This window comes from Massilia sp. UYP34 (genome assembly GCF_056279385.1).
On sequence record NZ_JBWBRF010000005.1, the window covers coordinates 94,824 to 110,216 of the forward strand.

At 65.2% G+C, this 15,393-nt stretch carries 14 protein-coding genes; 5 read left to right on the top strand and 9 right to left on the bottom strand.

The window, feature by feature from the left end; translation table 11 throughout:
• Window positions 1-29: 29 nt before the first annotated feature.
• Window positions 30-2,300 (top strand): OPT family oligopeptide transporter, encoded by a 2,271-nt coding sequence (locus tag ACZ9AQ_RS10970; protein WP_429204842.1) that lies wholly within the window; start codon window positions 30-32, stop codon window positions 2,298-2,300.
• Window positions 2,301-2,364: 64 nt separating this feature from the next.
• Here the strand turns inward: ACZ9AQ_RS10970 and ACZ9AQ_RS10975 are convergent, their stop codons facing one another.
• Window positions 2,365-3,276 carry an NAD-dependent epimerase/dehydratase family protein gene (locus tag ACZ9AQ_RS10975; RefSeq protein ID WP_429204843.1) on the bottom strand — a complete coding sequence of 304 codons (912 nt, stop codon included), beginning with the start codon at window positions 3,274-3,276 and terminating at the stop codon, window positions 2,365-2,367.
• Window positions 3,277-3,381: 105 nt separating this feature from the next.
• Between ACZ9AQ_RS10975 and ACZ9AQ_RS10980 the strand changes: the two genes are divergently transcribed.
• Window positions 3,382-4,275 carry a LysR substrate-binding domain-containing protein gene (locus ACZ9AQ_RS10980; RefSeq protein WP_429204845.1) on the top strand — a complete coding sequence of 298 codons (894 nt, stop codon included), beginning with the start codon at window positions 3,382-3,384 and terminating at the stop codon, window positions 4,273-4,275.
• Between the two features lie 87 nt (window positions 4,276-4,362).
• Here ACZ9AQ_RS10980 and ACZ9AQ_RS10985 read toward each other — a convergent pair whose 3' ends face one another.
• Complete coding sequence (locus tag ACZ9AQ_RS10985; protein ID WP_476108122.1) at window positions 4,363-5,811, bottom strand: peptide MFS transporter; 1,449 nt, start codon at window positions 5,809-5,811, stop codon at window positions 4,363-4,365.
• Between the two features lie 321 nt (window positions 5,812-6,132).
• Between ACZ9AQ_RS10985 and ppnN the strand changes: the two genes are divergently transcribed.
• Window positions 6,133-7,539, top strand: a complete 1,407-nt coding sequence (gene ppnN / locus ACZ9AQ_RS10990) for a nucleotide 5'-monophosphate nucleosidase PpnN (protein ID WP_429204848.1) — start codon at window positions 6,133-6,135, stop codon at window positions 7,537-7,539.
• 102 nt (window positions 7,540-7,641) lie between these two features.
• On the opposite strand, the gene lysS is transcribed toward ppnN, so the two are convergent.
• From lysS to ACZ9AQ_RS11010, 4 genes are all read right to left on the bottom strand, one after another.
• Entirely contained in the window at window positions 7,642-9,180 is a 1,539-nt protein-coding gene (gene lysS, locus ACZ9AQ_RS10995; protein WP_429204850.1) for a lysine--tRNA ligase, read from the bottom strand.
• A gap of 27 nt (window positions 9,181-9,207) precedes the next feature.
• The gene (locus tag ACZ9AQ_RS11000; protein ID WP_429204852.1) at window positions 9,208-9,873 is read right to left on the bottom strand and encodes an HAD family hydrolase; all 666 of its coding nucleotides are present in this window, start codon (window positions 9,871-9,873) and stop codon (window positions 9,208-9,210) included.
• Between the two features lie 14 nt (window positions 9,874-9,887).
• A protein-coding gene (gene prfB / locus ACZ9AQ_RS11005) for a peptide chain release factor 2 (protein ID WP_429204854.1) occupies window positions 9,888-10,992 on the bottom strand; the annotation gives its coding sequence in 2 pieces (ribosomal slippage) (window positions 9,888-10,910 and window positions 10,912-10,992; 1,104 coding nt in all).
• A complete protein-coding gene (locus tag ACZ9AQ_RS11010) occupies window positions 10,909-11,100 on the bottom strand; it encodes a hypothetical protein (RefSeq protein ID WP_429204922.1) in 192 nt (63 codons plus the stop codon). The genes prfB and ACZ9AQ_RS11010 overlap by 84 nt, the downstream gene beginning before the upstream one ends.
• Before the next feature lie 81 nt (window positions 11,101-11,181).
• Between ACZ9AQ_RS11010 and ACZ9AQ_RS11015 the strand changes: the two genes are divergently transcribed.
• Complete coding sequence (locus tag ACZ9AQ_RS11015) at window positions 11,182-13,164, top strand: bifunctional 2',3'-cyclic-nucleotide 2'-phosphodiesterase/3'-nucleotidase (RefSeq protein ID WP_429204920.1); 1,983 nt, start codon at window positions 11,182-11,184, stop codon at window positions 13,162-13,164.
• A 141-nt stretch (window positions 13,165-13,305) separates the two neighbouring features.
• Here the strand turns inward: ACZ9AQ_RS11015 and ACZ9AQ_RS11020 are convergent, their stop codons facing one another.
• Genes ACZ9AQ_RS11020 through ACZ9AQ_RS11030 form a run of 3 tightly spaced genes read right to left on the bottom strand, consistent with a single transcriptional unit; the run spans window position 13,306 to window position 14,765 of the window.
• Complete coding sequence (locus tag ACZ9AQ_RS11020) at window positions 13,306-13,626, bottom strand: DUF2288 domain-containing protein (RefSeq protein WP_429204856.1); 321 nt, start codon at window positions 13,624-13,626, stop codon at window positions 13,306-13,308.
• A gap of 11 nt (window positions 13,627-13,637) precedes the next feature.
• Window positions 13,638-14,324, bottom strand: a complete 687-nt coding sequence (locus ACZ9AQ_RS11025; protein ID WP_429204857.1) for an RES family NAD+ phosphorylase — start codon at window positions 14,322-14,324, stop codon at window positions 13,638-13,640.
• Window positions 14,325-14,327: 3 nt separating this feature from the next.
• Entirely contained in the window at window positions 14,328-14,765 is a 438-nt protein-coding gene (locus ACZ9AQ_RS11030) for an antitoxin Xre-like helix-turn-helix domain-containing protein (protein ID WP_429204858.1), read from the bottom strand.
• Window positions 14,766-14,891: 126 nt separating this feature from the next.
• On the opposite strand from ACZ9AQ_RS11030, the gene ACZ9AQ_RS11035 reads away from it, so the two are divergent.
• Window positions 14,892-15,335, top strand: coding sequence for a YybH family protein (locus ACZ9AQ_RS11035; RefSeq protein ID WP_429204860.1), 444 nt, complete (start codon window positions 14,892-14,894; stop codon window positions 15,333-15,335).
• Window positions 15,336-15,393: the final 58 nt, after the last annotated feature.

Sequence of the window (15,393 nt, forward strand, 5' to 3'; positions counted from 1 at the left end):
GCGGGCCGCGTCAGCCACGAAGGAAATCCATGCCATTCGATTCGAAACCGGCCGGCTTCAAGCCCTATATCCCGGCGAGCGCCCAGCTGCCCGAGATGACCCCGCGCGCCCTGATCATGGGCGTCATCCTGGGCATGATCTTTGGCGCGTCCTCGCTCTACCTGGTGCTGAAGGTGGGCCTGACGGTCAGCGCCTCGATCCCGGTGGCGGTGATCGCGATCACCCTGTTCGGCATGGCGAAGAAGCTCGGCGCGCGCGAATCGACGATCCTCGAGAACAGCGTGGCCCAGACCGCCGGCTCGGCCGGCGAATCGCTGGCCTTCGGCCTGGGCGTGACCATGCCGGCCATCATGATCCTCGGTTTCGACCTCGAGATCTCGCGCGTGATGCTGGTCGGGGTGCTGGGCGGCCTGCTCGGCATCCTGATGATGATCCCGCTGCGCCGCACGCTGATCGTCGACCAGCACCGCGAACTGAAATACCCGGAAGGCACGGCCTGCGCCGAGGTGCTCAAGGCCGCCGCCACCGACGTCTCGCGCGAGGCTGCCGGCGAAGTGCGCGACGCGGCGAGCGCGGAAGGCAGCGACGCCATCAAGACGGCGAAACGGCGCGCGATGCTGATCTTCGGCGGCTTCGGCATCGGCATCCTGTACAAGACCCTGAGCGTGTCGTTCAAGGGCTGGCGCGACACCATCAACTTCGAGTTCGGCGCGCCGCTCAAGACCGGCAGCATCGGCGCCGAGGTGTCGCCCGAACTGGTGGGCGTCGGCTACATCATCGGCCCGCGCATCGCCTACACGATGGCCGCCGGCGGCGTGCTGGCTTCGCTCCTCCTGGTCCCGATGATCAAGTTCTTCGGCGAGCTGGCGAGCGCGCCGCTGGCGCCGGCCACGATCCCGATCCGCGACATGACGGGCGACGACATCCGCGCCTCGTACATCCTGTATATCGGCGCCGGCGCGGTGGCGGCCGGCGGCCTGATCTCGCTGGCGCGCTCGCTGCCGACGATCTGGAACGGCCTGCGCGGCGGCCTGGCCGGCGTCCGGCAGGGGTCGAAGGGCGACGTGTCGCTGCGCACCGACCGCGACATCCCGATGAAGTGGGTGGTGATCGGCTGCCTGGCCATCATCGCCATCATCTCGCTGGCCGCGCCGCTGCACATGAACGTGCTGGGGGCGGTGCTGATCCTGGTGTTCGGCTTCCTGTTCGCCACCGTCTCGTCGCGCCTGACGGGCGAGATCGGCTCGTCGTCGAACCCGATCTCGGGCATGGCGGTGGCGACCCTGCTGTTCACCTGCCTGATCTTCCTGGTGATGGGCTGGACCGGCGGCCAGTACTACGTGACCGCGCTGTCGGTCGGGGCCATCGTCTGCATCGCCGCCAGCAATGCCGGCACCACCTCGCAAGACCTCAAGACCGGCTACCTGGTCGGCTCCACCCCGCGCATGCAGCAGTATGCGATCCTGTGCGGCGCCTTCGCCTCGGCCCTGATCCTGGGCCCGATCCTGCTCAAGCTGAACGAAGCCGGCACCGTCTACGTGCCGGCGGCGCAGGTGGCGCCCGGCCTCACGGTCGACGCCGCGACCTTGACCGACACCGCGCAGCTGCAGGGCCCGCAGGCCAAGGATGACCCGAACACCTATAAGGTCTGGCACAAGACGGACACCGTGGGCGGCCCGGCCGGCAAGTACTTCGTCGACGCCGCGGGCAAGGTGGTGTACCTGGTCGACCCAGGCATCAACGGCCACCACAATACGCGTCCGGACGGCACCGAAGTCAAGAAATACGATGCGCCGAAGGCGGTCCTGATGTCGTACATCATCAAGGGCATCCTGGACCAGGAACTGCCGTGGACCCTGGTGCTGTTTGGCGTGATGATCGCGATCGTGCTGAAGATGGCGGGGATCGCCTCGCTGGCGTTCTCGGTCGGCGTCTACCTGCCGCTGGTGGCAACGCTGCCGATCGCGATCGGCGGCACCGTGCGCTGGCTGGCCGATCGCCGCAACAACAAGCTGCCGCACAACGCCCATTTCAACGACGAAGAGCGCCAGGCGGCGGGCGACCGCAGCGCGGGCGTGCTGCTGGCCTCGGGCTATATCGCCGGCGGCGCGCTGGCGGGCATCATCATCGCCATCACGGCCGGCGTGTTCACCGATTTCGACGCCGCGGTCGGCGCCTGGGCCCAGGCCTCGAACCCGTTCTTCGCGGGCGCGAGCGCGAACTGGCTCAGCATGATTCCGTATGGCGCCATCGTGCTGCTGCTGTACTGGGTGGCGCGCGAGAAGACCGGGAAGGCGTAACAGCGCCAGGCGCAAGCGACGACGCCGGCTGGGAGCCGGCGTCGTCGCTTTAAAGGGATGGGGACTAGACGTAGGCCAGGTCGTGCTGGCGGATCGTGCTGTCGATCCAGTCGTCGGCATGGCTGAAGCGGTAGCCGAGTTCGCGCGCGCGGCCGGTGTCGAGCATCAGCGGCGTGAGCAGGTCGAACGGCGACGGACTGCCCGCGGCGACCTTGCGCGTGCGCGCCGCGACGCCCAGCGCCGCCGCCACGCGGCCATGCAGTTCGCTGGCCGAGAGCGCGCCGTCGGATGCCGCGTTCACTGGTCCCGTGAAGTCCTGGGCGCCGGCCCAGACCAGGAAGTCGGCTGCCTCGCGCGCCTCGAGGAAGGAGGTGCGCGCCTTCGCGCTGGTGTACGGCAGGGCGGCGCCCTGGCGCACCAGGTCGACGTAATGGGCCAGGCGGCCGGTGAAGTCGTCCGGGCCGCCCAGCACGTGGCCCAGGCGCGCGGTCACCACCGGCATGCTGCCGGCGCGGTACAGGTAAGCCTCGGCCTGCACCTTGCCGGCGACGTAGCTGTCGACCGCGTGCGCCGGGTCGTGCCATGGATAGGAGGCATCGATCGGCTGGGCGTCGACGTGGAGCGCATCCTCGTCGAAGGCCTGCGACTGCGGCTCCAGCGCGCGGTAGACATCGATGGTCGAGGTCATGACGTAGCGCTTGACGTTGCCGCCGAAAACGCGGCTCGAGATGGCCGCGTCGAGCGGCGAGTAGCACATCTGGTCGTAGACGATGTCGAACTTCACGCCGCCGAAGGCGGCGCGCATGGCGTGCTCGTTGCGGCGGTCGACCCTGACGCGCGCGATGCGCGCGCCGAAAGGATCCGGCGCGTAGCCGCGGGTGGCGATGGTGACGTGGTGGCCGGCCCGGACCAGGCGCTGCACCAGCAGCTTGCCGAAAAACCGGGTTCCGCCGATCACGAGAATATTCTTGGGCATGGTGCTTCCTTGTGTGATCATTATTATTTTCCTCGGAGCAGTACAATTCATCAACCGAGAAAAAATCACACCAATGACTAAGAAAAACTTATCCATGAGGTTGCGGTGAAGGCCTTGCGCAGCCTGTCCGGCCTGATCGACTTCGAGTGCGCCGCGCGCTGGGGCAGTTTCAAGCTGGCCGCGCACGAGCTGCACAAGACGCCGGCGGCCGTGAGCCTTCAGGTAAAACAGCTGGAAGAAACCATCGGGTTCGCGCTATTCGTGCGGCATCCGCGCCACATCGCGCTGACCGAAAAGGGCCAGGAGCTGGCGATCGCCACCGCCCGCATGCTGGGCGAATTGCGCGCCAAGGTCAGCGCGCTGCAGAGCGGCGACGAAGAAGCGGTGCTGCGCATCGCCACTACCCACTCGTTCGCGATCAAGTGGCTGGTGCCGCGCATGCACCGTTTCACGAAACTGTATCCGGAACTCGACATCCGGCTCGATTCGAACGACGCGCCGGTCGACCTGCAGGCCGACAGCACCGACGTCGCGATCCGCTATGGCCCCGTTCTGGATGCCGATCCGGCGGTGCTGTTTCGCGAGCGGCTGGTGCCGGCCTACAGCCCGGACCTGCTGGCGCCGGGCCAGGCGGCGCTGACCCTGGCCGATCTGGACCGGCACCGCCTGTTGATCGTGCACTCGCCCGAGGCCTGGCTGCAACTGCTCAACGAGAACCGCGCACTCAGGGGCGAATACGATTTCTCGCGCGCCTACAGCCACTGGGGCGTGCTGGTGCAGGCCGCGGTGGCGGGGCAGGGCGTGGCCCTGGTGCCGTACGGGATCGCGTACCAGGACATCGCTTCCGGCGCGCTGCGCCTGATCCCCTGCCGCAGCATGCCGTTCGCGAACGGCTACCGTTTTCTCGCCAACCCGCACAAGGAGCACATGCTCAAGGTGCGGCGCTTTCGCGAGTGGATGGTGGCCGAGATGGCGGCCATGCGCGCGCATCTCGATTAGTGCTTGCCGATCCGTGCTGGCCGATCCGCGCGCCGGAACGACAAACGGCGGCCCGCGGGCCGCCGTTTGCGTTGGAGCAGGACGCGCTTACTTTACGCCGTGCATCAGTTTCTGGATCACCGGCGCCAGCAGCAGCAGCAGCACGCCGCCGCCCAGCAGCGACCAGAAGCCGAAGCTGTAGCCGCCCAGTGCCGACGCCACCGACATGCCCGAATCGCCCGAGACGTGCGAAGCGAAGATGCCCGACAGGTTGTTGCCGATGCCGGTCGACAGGAACCAGCCGCCCATCCCCAGGCCCACCAGGCGGGTCGGCGCCAGCTTGGTCACCATCGACAGGCCGATCGGCGACAGGCACAGCTCACCGATCGACTGGATCACGTAGACCGCGAACAGGGTCCAGAACGGGATCTTGCCGTTGTCGTTGATCAGCTGCGACAGCGCGTACATCAGGAGGCCGAAGGCCAGCGCGTTGAACACCAGGCCCAGGCCGAACTTGCGCGGGATCGACGGATTCGCGTTGCGCCTGCCCAGCCACACCCAGATCGCGGCGATGATCGGCGCGAACACGATGATCGCGACCGAGTTCACCGACTGGAACCAGGCGACCGGGAAGGTCCAGCCGCCGAAGTCGCGGTCGACGATGTTGTCGGCCAGGAAGGTGAACGAGCTGCCGGCCTGCTCGAAGAAGCACCAGAACAGGATGTTGAAGAAGAAGATGATCATCATGGCCCAGGTCTTGTCGCGCGCGACCTTGCCCTCGCGGATGCCTTCCATGACCAGCATTGCGGCCAGGCCGATGAACAGGATGGTCAACAGGATCTGCAGGTTGTTGGCGCCCGCCTGCAGCAGCAGGTACATGACCGGGATCACCAGGAGCGCGCCGACGACCGTGAAGACCAGGCGCTTCGGATTGGCCAGGTCGCCGATCGGCGCGCCGATGCCCTTCAGGGACTTGCGGCCGACGTAGAACCAGAACAGCGAGATCAGCATGCCGATGCCCGAGGCCAGGAACACGATCTTGTACGACGGCATGGCCTGGGTGCCGAACACCTTCTCGGCCAGGATCTGGGTCAGGATCGGCGCGAAGAAGGCGCCGACGTTGATGCCCATGTAGAAGATGGTGAAGCCGGAATCGCGGCGGGTGTCGTTCAGCGCATACAGCTGGCCGACCATGGTCGAGATGTTCGGTTTGAACAGGCCGTTGCCGACGATGATGGTCGCGAGGCCCAGCTTGAAGACGTCGTGGTTCGGGACCGAAATCATGAACAGGCCGGCGGCCATGAAGATGGCGCCGACCAGGATCGAACGCTGGTAGCCGATGATGCGGTCGGCGACATAGCCGCCGAAGACGGCGCCGGCATACACCAGCGCGAGATAGGAACCGTAGGTCAGGTTGGCGTCGGCCTGGCCGGCCGCGTCACCGCCGTAGAACTGGGCAACGATGTAAAGGACGAGTGCCCAACGAATGCCGTAGAAAGCGAAGCGCTCCCAGAATTCGGTCATGAACAGCATCCACAGCGGTGCTGGGTGGCCCATGATCTGCTTGAATTCTGGAAGAGGTCGGCTGGCGGGTGTAGTAGCTGCACCGCTCATGCGGTTCCTCCCGAAAATGTAGTGACAGAGTAATAGAGAATGGACTAGTTCGTAGGCCGAACATTCCAATAGGCAGGCATTCTAGTGCATATTCTTCATCACAAGAAAGTTTTTTCCCCGTGTGTTATGACGGGTCGAAGATGGTGCACTGCACCCCGCTAGACTCACATTTGTGGGGCACGGATCAGGCGCAAACTGCCGCGGTTTGGCGTATATTGCTGTAAAGGCCGTAACGTTACTTAGAGAGAAGAGGAAAACAGGACCATGACCCACGACGTAGTCGATACACTCGTTTCACCCGAAAGCCTGCAACTGGTCGACACCCTGATTTCGCCGCAAGGCCGGCTCGAAGTGCTGTCGAAGGCCGAAGTGGCCAAGCTGCTGGAAACCGGCAAGGCCGGCCTGTACGACGTATTTCGCAAGTGCGCGCTCGCCGTGCTCAATACCGGCAGCGACATCGACGACGGCAAGGAGCTGCTGGAGCGCTATGCGTCCTTCGACATCAGCATCCTGCAGCGCGAGCGCGGCATCAAGCTCGACATCCGCAACGCGCCGGGCAATGCTTTCGTCGATGGCAAGATGATCCGCGGCATCCACGAGCACCTGTTCTCGGTGCTGCGCGACATCGTGTTCGTGAATTTCGACGTCACCGACAACCCCAAATTCGACCTGACCCGCAGCGAGGGCATCACCGACGCCGTCTTCCATATCCTGCGCAACGCCAACGTGCTGCAGCCGCACAGGAATCCCAACCTGGTGGTGTGCTGGGGCGGCCATTCGATCAGCCGCATCGAGTACAACTACACCAAGAAGGTCGGCTATGCGCTGGGCCTGCGCGAGATGGATATCTGCACCGGCTGCGGACCGGGCGCCATGAAAGGCCCGATGAAGGGCGCCACCATCGGCCACTCCAAGCAGCGCCTCGGCAACGGGCGTTACCTGGGTATCTCCGAACCTGGCATCATCGCGGCCGAATCGCCGAACCCGATCGTCAACGACCTGGTGATCATGCCGGACATCGAAAAACGCCTGGAGGCGTTCGTGCGCACCGGCCACGGCATCGTCGTGTTCCCGGGCGGCGCCGGCACCGCCGAAGAGATCCTGTACATCCTGGGCATCCTGCTCCACCCGGACAATGCCGAGATCCCGTTCCCGCTGGTGTTCACGGGGCCGGCGTCAAGCCGCGACTACTTCACCCAGATCGACGCTTTCCTGGGCGTGACCCTGGGCGAACAGGCGCAGCGGCGCTACCAGATCATCATCGACGACCCGGACGGGGTGGCGCGCGCCATGCAGGCCGGCGTGCAAGAGGTGCGCGCCTTCCGCAAGGCGCACAGCGACGCCTATTATTACAACTGGCGGCTCAAGATCGACCATGAATTCCAGAAGCCGTTCAAGCCGACGCACGAGAACATGCGCAACCTCGACCTGCACCGCGGCATTCCCACGCACCTGCTGGCGGCGAACCTGCGCCGCGCATTCTCCGGCGTGGTGGCGGGCAATGTGAAGGAAGAGGGGATCCGCGCGATCGAGCAGTACGGCAAGTACGAGATCCACGGAGAGTCCGAGATCATGGGGCCGATGGATGCGCTGCTGGCGTCGTTCGTCGAGCAGAGCCGCATGAAATTGCCGGGCAAGGCGTATACGCCTTGTTATACCATCGTGCAATAAACGGCCCGCTGCCCTAATACGGCGTGCGGGTGAAGTAGGCTGCGCATGTGCGCATGAAAAAAGCCGCCTATCGGCGGCTTTTTTGCGTCAAACTTCCTTGCGTCAGTCTTCCTTGCGCAAGTGCGGGAACAGCAGCACGTCGCGGATGTTCGGCGAGTCGGTGATCAGCATCATCAGGCGGTCGATGCCGATGCCGCAGCCGCCGGCCGGCGGCATGCCGTATTCCAGCGCGCGGATGTAGTCGGCGTCGTAGAACATCGCCTCGTCGTCGCCCGCATCCTTGGCGGCCACCTGGGCCAGGAAGCGCGCGGCCTGGTCTTCGGGGTCGTTCAGCTCCGAGAAGCCGTTGGCGATCTCGCGGCCCACCATGAACAGCTCGAAACGCTCGGTCACGCCTTCACGGGTGTCCGAGGCGCGCGCCAGCGGCGAGACCTCGGCCGGGTAGTCGACGATGAAGGTTGGTTCCCACAGCAGGGCCTCGGCGGTCTCTTCGAACAGCGCCAGCTGCAGCGCGCCCAGGCCGGCGGTGGCGAACGGCTTGACGCCAAACCTGGTCTTCAGCTCGGTCTTGATGAACTCGGCGTCGTTCAGCTGCTCGGGGGTGTAGCCCGGCGCGTACTTGTCGATCGCCTCGACGATGGTCAGGCGCTGGAACGGCTTCGACAGGTCCAGCTCGCGGCCGCCGTAGCTCAGCACGGCGCTGCCCTGGGCGTCGATCGCGGCCTGGCGGATCACCTGCTCGGTGAAGTCCATGATCCACTTGTAGTCGGTGTAGGCCGCATAGAATTCCATCATCGTGAATTCCGGGTTGTGGCGGACCGACACGCCTTCGTTGCGGAAGTTGCGGTTGATCTCGAACACGCGGTCGAAGCCGCCCACCACCAGGCGCTTCAGGTACAGTTCCGGCGCGATGCGCAGGTACATTTCCATGTCCAGCGCATTGTGGTGGGTGATGAACGGCTTGGCCGCGGCGCCGCCCGGGATCGGGTGCAGCATCGGGGTCTCGACTTCCATGAAGCCGTTCTTTTCCATGAAGCGGCGCATCGACGACATCGCGGCGGTGCGCGCCTTGAAGGTGCGGCGCGTCTCTTCGTTCATGATCAGGTCGACGTAGCGCTGGCGGTACTTGGTCTCCTGGTCGGCCAGGCCGTGGAACTTGTCCGGCAGCGGGCGGATCGCCTTGGTGATCAGGCGCAGCGTGGTCACCTTGACGGTCAGCTCGTCGGTCTTGGTCTTGAAGAGCACACCCTCGACGCCCAGGATGTCGCCCAGGTCGTAGCTGCGCAGCGCTTCCATGGCTTCCTCGCCGGCGTTGTCGAGGGCGATGTAGACCTGGATGCGGCCCGCCGCGGCCGGGCCGGAACTGTCCTGCAGGGTGGCGAAGGCGGCCTTCTTGCCTGCTTCGCGGCGCAGCATCATGCGGCCGGCCAGCACCACCGGAACCGGTTCGGCTTCCAGCTCTTCGCGGGTCCTGCCGCCGTAGGTTTCCACGAGGTCGGCGGCCTTGTGCTGCGGGACGAAGTCGTTCGGGAAGGCGACGCCTTTCTCGCGGATCGCACCCAGCTTGGCGCGGCGCTCGGCCATGATCTTGTTTTCGTCAAGCGCCGGAAGCGGAGCCTGTTCTTGGTTTTCGATATTCATTATTGTGTGATTCTGGTGTTGGTTGGTTCAGGCCAGCAGGGTCTCAACGTCCAGCTGCGTGAAATCGTTGACGACGGCGATGACGTTGTCGAACTCGGCGAAGGCATCAGGCGGCAGGGTGGTGGTGAGCACCACCGCGCGCATGCCGGCGCGGCGCGCCGCTTCCACGCCCAGCGGCGCGTCCTCGAACACGATGCACCCGGCCGGCATCGTCTCGCAGCGGTCGGCCGCCTTGAGGAAGACGTCAGGATGCGGCTTGCCGCGCGGGACGTCGACCGTGCCGACCACCACCGCGTCGAAGCGGGGCCTCAAGTCCATCTCGTCCAGGATGAAGCGCGCACTGCCGGGCGACGCCGACGTGGCCACCGCCAGTTTCCAGCCGCGCGCGCGGCCGGCCTCGATGAAGGCGTCGAATCCGGCAATCGTGCGGCGGTGCGGGCCGTACAGCTCGCGGTACAGCGCTTCCTTCTCGTGGTTGAGCGTTGCCAGTTCGTCGTCGGCGAGATCGTCGCGGATGTAATGGCGCAGGATTTCCTTGCCCTGGCGCCCGGCCGTGTCGCGAAAAAAAGCGTCCGGCTCGATGACCTGCCCGCGCCGCGCGAAGAAGGTGATCCACGCCTGGGTGTGGAAGTCCATGTTGTCGACGATGGTGCCATCCATGTCGAAGATCAGCGCGCGCTCGGGTGCGGTCATCGGGTTCTGCCTCGTCAGACGTTCTGCTTGAGGGATGCGGAGATGAAGTCGTCCAGGTCGCCGTCGAGCACGTTCTTGGTGTTGCCCGTTTCGAAGCCGGTGCGCAAGTCCTTGATGCGCGACTGGTCGAGCACATAGGAGCGGATCTGGTGGCCCCAGCCGACGTCGGTCTTGGAGTCTTCGAGCTTCTGCTGCTCGCTCATGCGGTTGCGCAGTTCGAGTTCGTACAGCTTCGCCCGCAGCATGTCCCAGGCCTCGGCCTTGTTGCGGTGCTGCGAACGGTCGTTCTGGCACTGGACCACAATGCCCGATGGGCCGTGCGTCAGGCGCACCGCGGAATCGGTCTTGTTGATGTGCTGGCCGCCCGCGCCCGATGCGCGGTAGGTGTCGATGCGCACGTCGGCCGGGTTGATCTCGATCTCGATCGAGTCGTCCACTTCCGGATACACGAACAGCGAGGTAAACGAGGTATGGCGGCCGTTGGCCGAGTCGAACGGCGACTTGCGCACCAGGCGGTGCACGCCGGTCTCGGTGCGCAGGTGGCCATAGGCATACTCGCCGTCGACCTTGATGGTGGCGGTCTTGATGCCCGCGACCTCGCCGTCGGACTGTTCGAGGATCTCGGCCTTGAAGCCCTTGCGTTCGCAGTAGCGCAGGTATTGACGCAGCAGCATCGAGGCCCAGTCCTGGGCTTCGGTGCCGCCGGCGCCGGCCTGGATGTCGATGAAGCAGTTCGCATGGTCCATCGGATTGCTGAACATGCGGCGGAACTCCATCGCCTCGATGATCTTCTGCACTTCGTCCAGGTCGCCGGACACCGCTTCCATGGTGTCGTCGTCGCCTTCCTCGCGCGCCATGTCGAACAGGTCCCTGGCGTCGGCCAGGTCGGCCTTGGCCTTCTCGAGCACGAGGACGACGCCTTCCAGCGCCTTCTTCTCTTTGCCCATTTCCTGGGCTTTCTTCGGGTCGTTCCAGATGGAGGGGTCTTCCATCTCCTGGTTGACCTGTTCTAGTTTCTCCGACTTCTTATCGAAGTCAAAGATACCTCCGAAGTTCGGCCTCGCGACCGGTCAGGTCGTTCAGCAGGGCGGAAATGGCGTTGATGCGTTCGGCTTCCATGGTCTCGGCAGTCTCATTGGTTGGTTGAATCGAACCGGGGATTATACCCGACGACGGCGCCAATGCCTGCGCTGACCACTGCGCCGACGACGCCGTATGGATTGCCACGGCCGTGGCTGCTGCCGTATCATCGGCCCCGTCCTGTATCCAGAACTGCTCATGAACCGCTCCCTGCGTTACCAAATTGGCATGGCCTGCGCGCCGCTGCTGCTCATCCTTCCCGTCCACGCCGCCCAGGCCCCGAGCGGTTCGACCGCCGTGCTGGCCGTGCTCGAGACGTCCGACCTGCATGCGAACGTGGTCGGCTACGACTATTACAAGCTGGCGCCGGACGCCTCGATCGGCCTGGACCGCACCGCCACGCTGATCCGGCAGGCGCGCAAGGAATTCGCCAACACGCTGCTGCTCGACAATGGCGACACGATCCAGGGCACGGCCTTCGCCGACTACCAGGCGCTCGTGAAACCGCCGGGCTGCGACCAGGTGCTGGGCATCTACAGGATCATGAACGCGCTCGGCTACGAGGGGGCTACCGTAGGCAACCACGAGTTCAACTACGGCTTGCCGTTCCTGAACCAAGTCACGGGCAGCAGCTTCCAGGTCAAGGACGTCGCGCCGCAGGCCAGGCCCTGCGCCGGGCCGAACTTCCCGATCGTGCTGGCCAACATCCACAGCCTGCAGACGAACCAGCCGCTGTTCGCGCCCTACAAGATCATCGACAAGAAGATCGTCGCGACCGGCAAGGACGGCAAACAGGTCGAGAGCACCGTCAAGGTCGGCATCATCGGCTTCACGCCGCCCGAGATCATGGCCTGGGACAAGCGCTGGCTCGCGGGCCGCGTCGAGCCGGTCGACATCAAGGCCAGCGCCGAGCGCTACATCCCCGAAATGCGCGCGAAGGGCGCCGAACTGGTGGTGGTGCTGGGCCATTCGGGCCTCGATGACGCCGCCTATTCACCGAAGATGGAACACACCAACTGGCACCTGGCCAAGGCGCCGGGCGTGGACGTGGTGCTGATGGGCCATTCGCACCAGCTGTTCCCGAACAAGGACAGCAGCGTGCCCCAGTTCAACCTGCCGGGCGTGGACAAGGCGCGCGGCCTGGTGCACGGCGTGCCGGCCGTGATGCCGAGCCAGTGGGGCAAGCATCTGGGCGTGGTTCGACTCCATCTGAAGTCGGACGGCAAGCGCTGGACGGTGGAAAAGGACAAGACCGTGGTCGAAGCGCGTTCGACCCAGACCGCTCCTAAAACCTTCGTCGAGCCCGATCCCGAAGTGACGGCGCTGGTGCGCGCCGAGCACGAGGCGACCATCGCCTACGTCAGGACGCCGGTGGGCAGGTCGGCTTTCCGCATGACGACCTATTTCGCCGACGTGGGCGATCCGTCGGCGCTGGAAGTGGTCAACCGCGCGCAGGCCGACTATGTCCGCAAGTACGTCCAGGCCAACCTGCCGCAATACGCCAGCCTGCCGGTGCTGTCGGTGACGGCGCCGTTCAAGGCCGGCTTTCCGACCGTGGCCGACTACACCGACGTGCCGGCCGGTGATCTCGCCCTGAACAACGCGGCCGACCTGTACCTGTTCCCGAACTCGCTGTACGCGGTCAAGGTCGACGGCGCGGGCCTGAAGGCGTGGCTGGAAACGGCGGCGGGGCGCTTCAACACCATCGACCCTGCGAAGCCAGAGGCGCAGGAGCTGGTCAACAGCCGCTTCCCGAGCTTTAACTTCGACACCATCACCTCGCCCGACGTGCGCTACGAGATCGACGTGACGCGCGCGCCGGGCGAGCGCATCCGCAAGCTGACCTACCAGGGCAAGCCGGTCGCGCCGACGCAGCAATTCCTGGTGGCGACCAATAATTACCGCGCCAGCGGTGGCGGCGGCTTCCCGGGCCTGGACGGCGGCAATGTGGTGCTGGCCTCGCCCGACAACAACCGCGACATCCTGATCGAATACATCCGCGGTGCGAAGGAACTGGGCCGCAAGGCCCACGGCGCGGCGCGCAGCTGGCGTTTCGCCCGGGTAGAAACGGCCGGGCCGGTGGTGTTCCGCTCGGCGCCGGAGCTGGTCGGGCTGGCGCGCGAGGCGGGAATCGACAACGTCAGCCAGTTGAAGGCCGACGATGGCAGCGGCAAGGGCACGGCGCTGTATGCGGTGGACCTGTCGAAGTAATTCGTTACCCCATGAACCGTCGTCCCCGCGCAGGCGGGGACCCAAGTCGTTAGCGTTGAGACTGCGCTTGAAGATCCGATAAGCAGGCACACTTGGGTCCCCGCCTTCGCGGGGACGACGTATTGAATGTCGCGACGACGTTCAATGCAGCTGCTTCTTCTCGGCCTGCACCAGCACGAACGGGCTCACCACCGACGCCCACAAGATTTCATCCGCCTCCAGCCAGCCCTGCGCCTGCGCGTCGCTGACCTTGGCCACGCTGCCGTCGGTCATCCAGCGCGTCACGCTGTCGCGGTCGTCGTGGGCGATGCGCAGGGCGACCTCGATCAGGTCCAGCGCTTCGCTGACCCAGATGACCGACCCGCTGGCGAAGTGGCGCTGCAGCTCGCTCCATTTGACGCGGCCGGTCTCGCGGTTGATCTTGTCGTGCAGTTCGGTGTCTTTCTCGGGTTTGGTTTTCATCGTGAATCTGTTCAAAGAATCTCGACCGCAGGATGCGGCGAACCCGCCCATGTTAACCGATAGGTCTGCGCCTTGCGCACATTGCCGACCAGCGCCGGCCGGAAGCAGGCCAGGCAGGTGCCGGCCGGATGCCGCACGCTGGGGTAGATGACGCCCATCGATCCGCCGTCGAGCAAGTCGTGCGCCAGGGCCTGCGAAGCGACGTAGCTGCCTGGATCGAGACAATCCTCGTAGGCGGCGATGCCGCGCAGGTCATGGAAGGTGGCGCTGAAATCGGCCAGCAGGCACTGGTAGGAGACGCTGTCGTCGAAGCGGCCGATCTCGGCGTATTCCACCGTCTTGTGAAAGACTACCTCGGCCAGCGAGGTCGCGGCATCGAAGCCGCAATACCAGGCCCCGCGTTCGCCGTCGTTGAAGCGGCTGCCCTCGGGGCGGGCATAGGTAAAGGCGGCGTTGACGATGCGGAAGTTCGGCACGCCGAACACCAGCTCGTCCATGCCGATGCCCGGCAACAGCCCGGACTCGCCGCGCAGGCGGTCGTTGGTGGCGTTATCGAGGTCGAACAGGTCGCGCAGCACGTCGTCGTCCTCGGCCAGCGGCGCCAGCACCGAGTTTTCCATGTCGGCGAAGCGCGAGGGGATCAGGCGGCAGGTATCGTTCTGGCGCAGCAGGGTCAGGCGCGGACTCAGCTTGGCCATCGATCACAGGCCGCCGCGCCGGGCGTCGAGCAGGCGGCGCACGCCCTGCATCGCGAGCAGGCCGCCAGCGAGCATGAAGGCGAGCGGCGTGCGGCCGGCGAAGATGGGATTGGTGTTGGGCAGCTGGACCCATTCGTCGGCCAGCTTGTCGCCATACAGGATGTGCAGGCTTTTATAGATGCCGAGCAGGTAGGAGATGCGGGTGATGCGGTCGACTTCCAGCACCCGGTCCGGGTGCTTTTTCCAGTCATAGAACGCCGAGGATGACAGGCCGCCGAGCAGTTCGCGCGCATCGTCGTCGCGCAGGTTCCAGGCCGCCGCCAGCCGGAAAAAACCTTTCAGCGCCGATGGCGACAGCCGTTCGCGCTCGGCCCGCGAATGGAGATCGACCAGGGTCGCCGGCTCGAACCGGCTCTTGGGATAGGCATAGGCCACGCTCATGATTCCTCCGATATAGGAGTATTTATACTCCGTTTCAGGATAGCGTGCAAGGGACGGTTGTCAAGCGAGCCGTCCCGTGACAGAATCATTCAATTGCCAAATAGCAAAGTTTTGTACTTTCGCCAAATGCGCCTCCGTTCCCTATCATTGATCGTCGTCTGCCTCGTGGCCGCCGTCGCCACCGGCCGTGCGCGTGTGACCCACGAAGACCTGCGGCGCCAGGTGGTGGAGCACGAGCGCGCGTTCGCCGCCACCATGGCGGCGCGCGACTTCGAGGGCTTTGGCCGTTATCTGGCGCGTGAGGCCGTGTTCATGACCGGGAGCAGCACCCAGCGCGGCAAGGAGGCGGTGCTGAACGCCTGGCGCCGCTACTATGACGGCCGGCAGCCGCCGTTCTCATGGGAGCCCGGGCAGGTGGAAGTGGTCGAGTCGGGCACGATGGCCTACAGCACCGGGCCGGTGCGCGATGCGGCGGGCCGCCGTATCGGCAGCTTCAACACGGTGTGGCGGCTGGAGGCGCCGGGAAGATGGGCGGTCGTGTTCGATCGCGGGTGCGACTGCACCGAGTAGGCACGGGAGAGTAGCGGGGAGAAGCGGGGAGAAAAGCGGAGAGAAAAGAGGGAAGAAA

What these genes read in the sequence shown, in the direction of transcription:
- ACZ9AQ_RS11030 (WP_429204858.1), bottom strand. Translation starts at nt 14,765, where the DNA reads ATGAGCGTGGCCTATGCCTATCCCAAGAGCCGGTTCGAGCCGGCGACC.
- ACZ9AQ_RS11015 (WP_429204920.1), top strand. Translation starts at nt 11,182, where the DNA reads ATGGCCTGCGCGCCGCTGCTGCTCATCCTTCCCGTCCACGCCGCCCAG.
- ACZ9AQ_RS10975 (WP_429204843.1), bottom strand. Translation starts at nt 3,276, where the DNA reads ATGCCCAAGAATATTCTCGTGATCGGCGGAACCCGGTTTTTCGGCAAG.
- ACZ9AQ_RS11000 (WP_429204852.1), bottom strand. Translation starts at nt 9,873, where the DNA reads ATGACCGCACCCGAGCGCGCGCTGATCTTCGACATGGATGGCACCATC.
- lysS (WP_429204850.1), bottom strand. Translation starts at nt 9,180, where the DNA reads ATGAATATCGAAAACCAAGAACAGGCTCCGCTTCCGGCGCTTGACGAA.
- ACZ9AQ_RS10970 (WP_429204842.1), top strand. Translation starts at nt 30, where the DNA reads ATGCCATTCGATTCGAAACCGGCCGGCTTCAAGCCCTATATCCCGGCG.
- ACZ9AQ_RS11035 (WP_429204860.1), top strand. Translation starts at nt 14,892, where the DNA reads ATGCGCCTCCGTTCCCTATCATTGATCGTCGTCTGCCTCGTGGCCGCC.
- ppnN (WP_429204848.1), top strand. Translation starts at nt 6,133, where the DNA reads ATGACCCACGACGTAGTCGATACACTCGTTTCACCCGAAAGCCTGCAA.
- ACZ9AQ_RS10985 (WP_476108122.1), bottom strand. Translation starts at nt 5,811, where the DNA reads ATGGGCCACCCAGCACCGCTGTGGATGCTGTTCATGACCGAATTCTGG.
- ACZ9AQ_RS11020 (WP_429204856.1), bottom strand. Translation starts at nt 13,626, where the DNA reads ATGAAAACCAAACCCGAGAAAGACACCGAACTGCACGACAAGATCAAC.
- ACZ9AQ_RS11025 (WP_429204857.1), bottom strand. Translation starts at nt 14,324, where the DNA reads ATGGCCAAGCTGAGTCCGCGCCTGACCCTGCTGCGCCAGAACGATACC.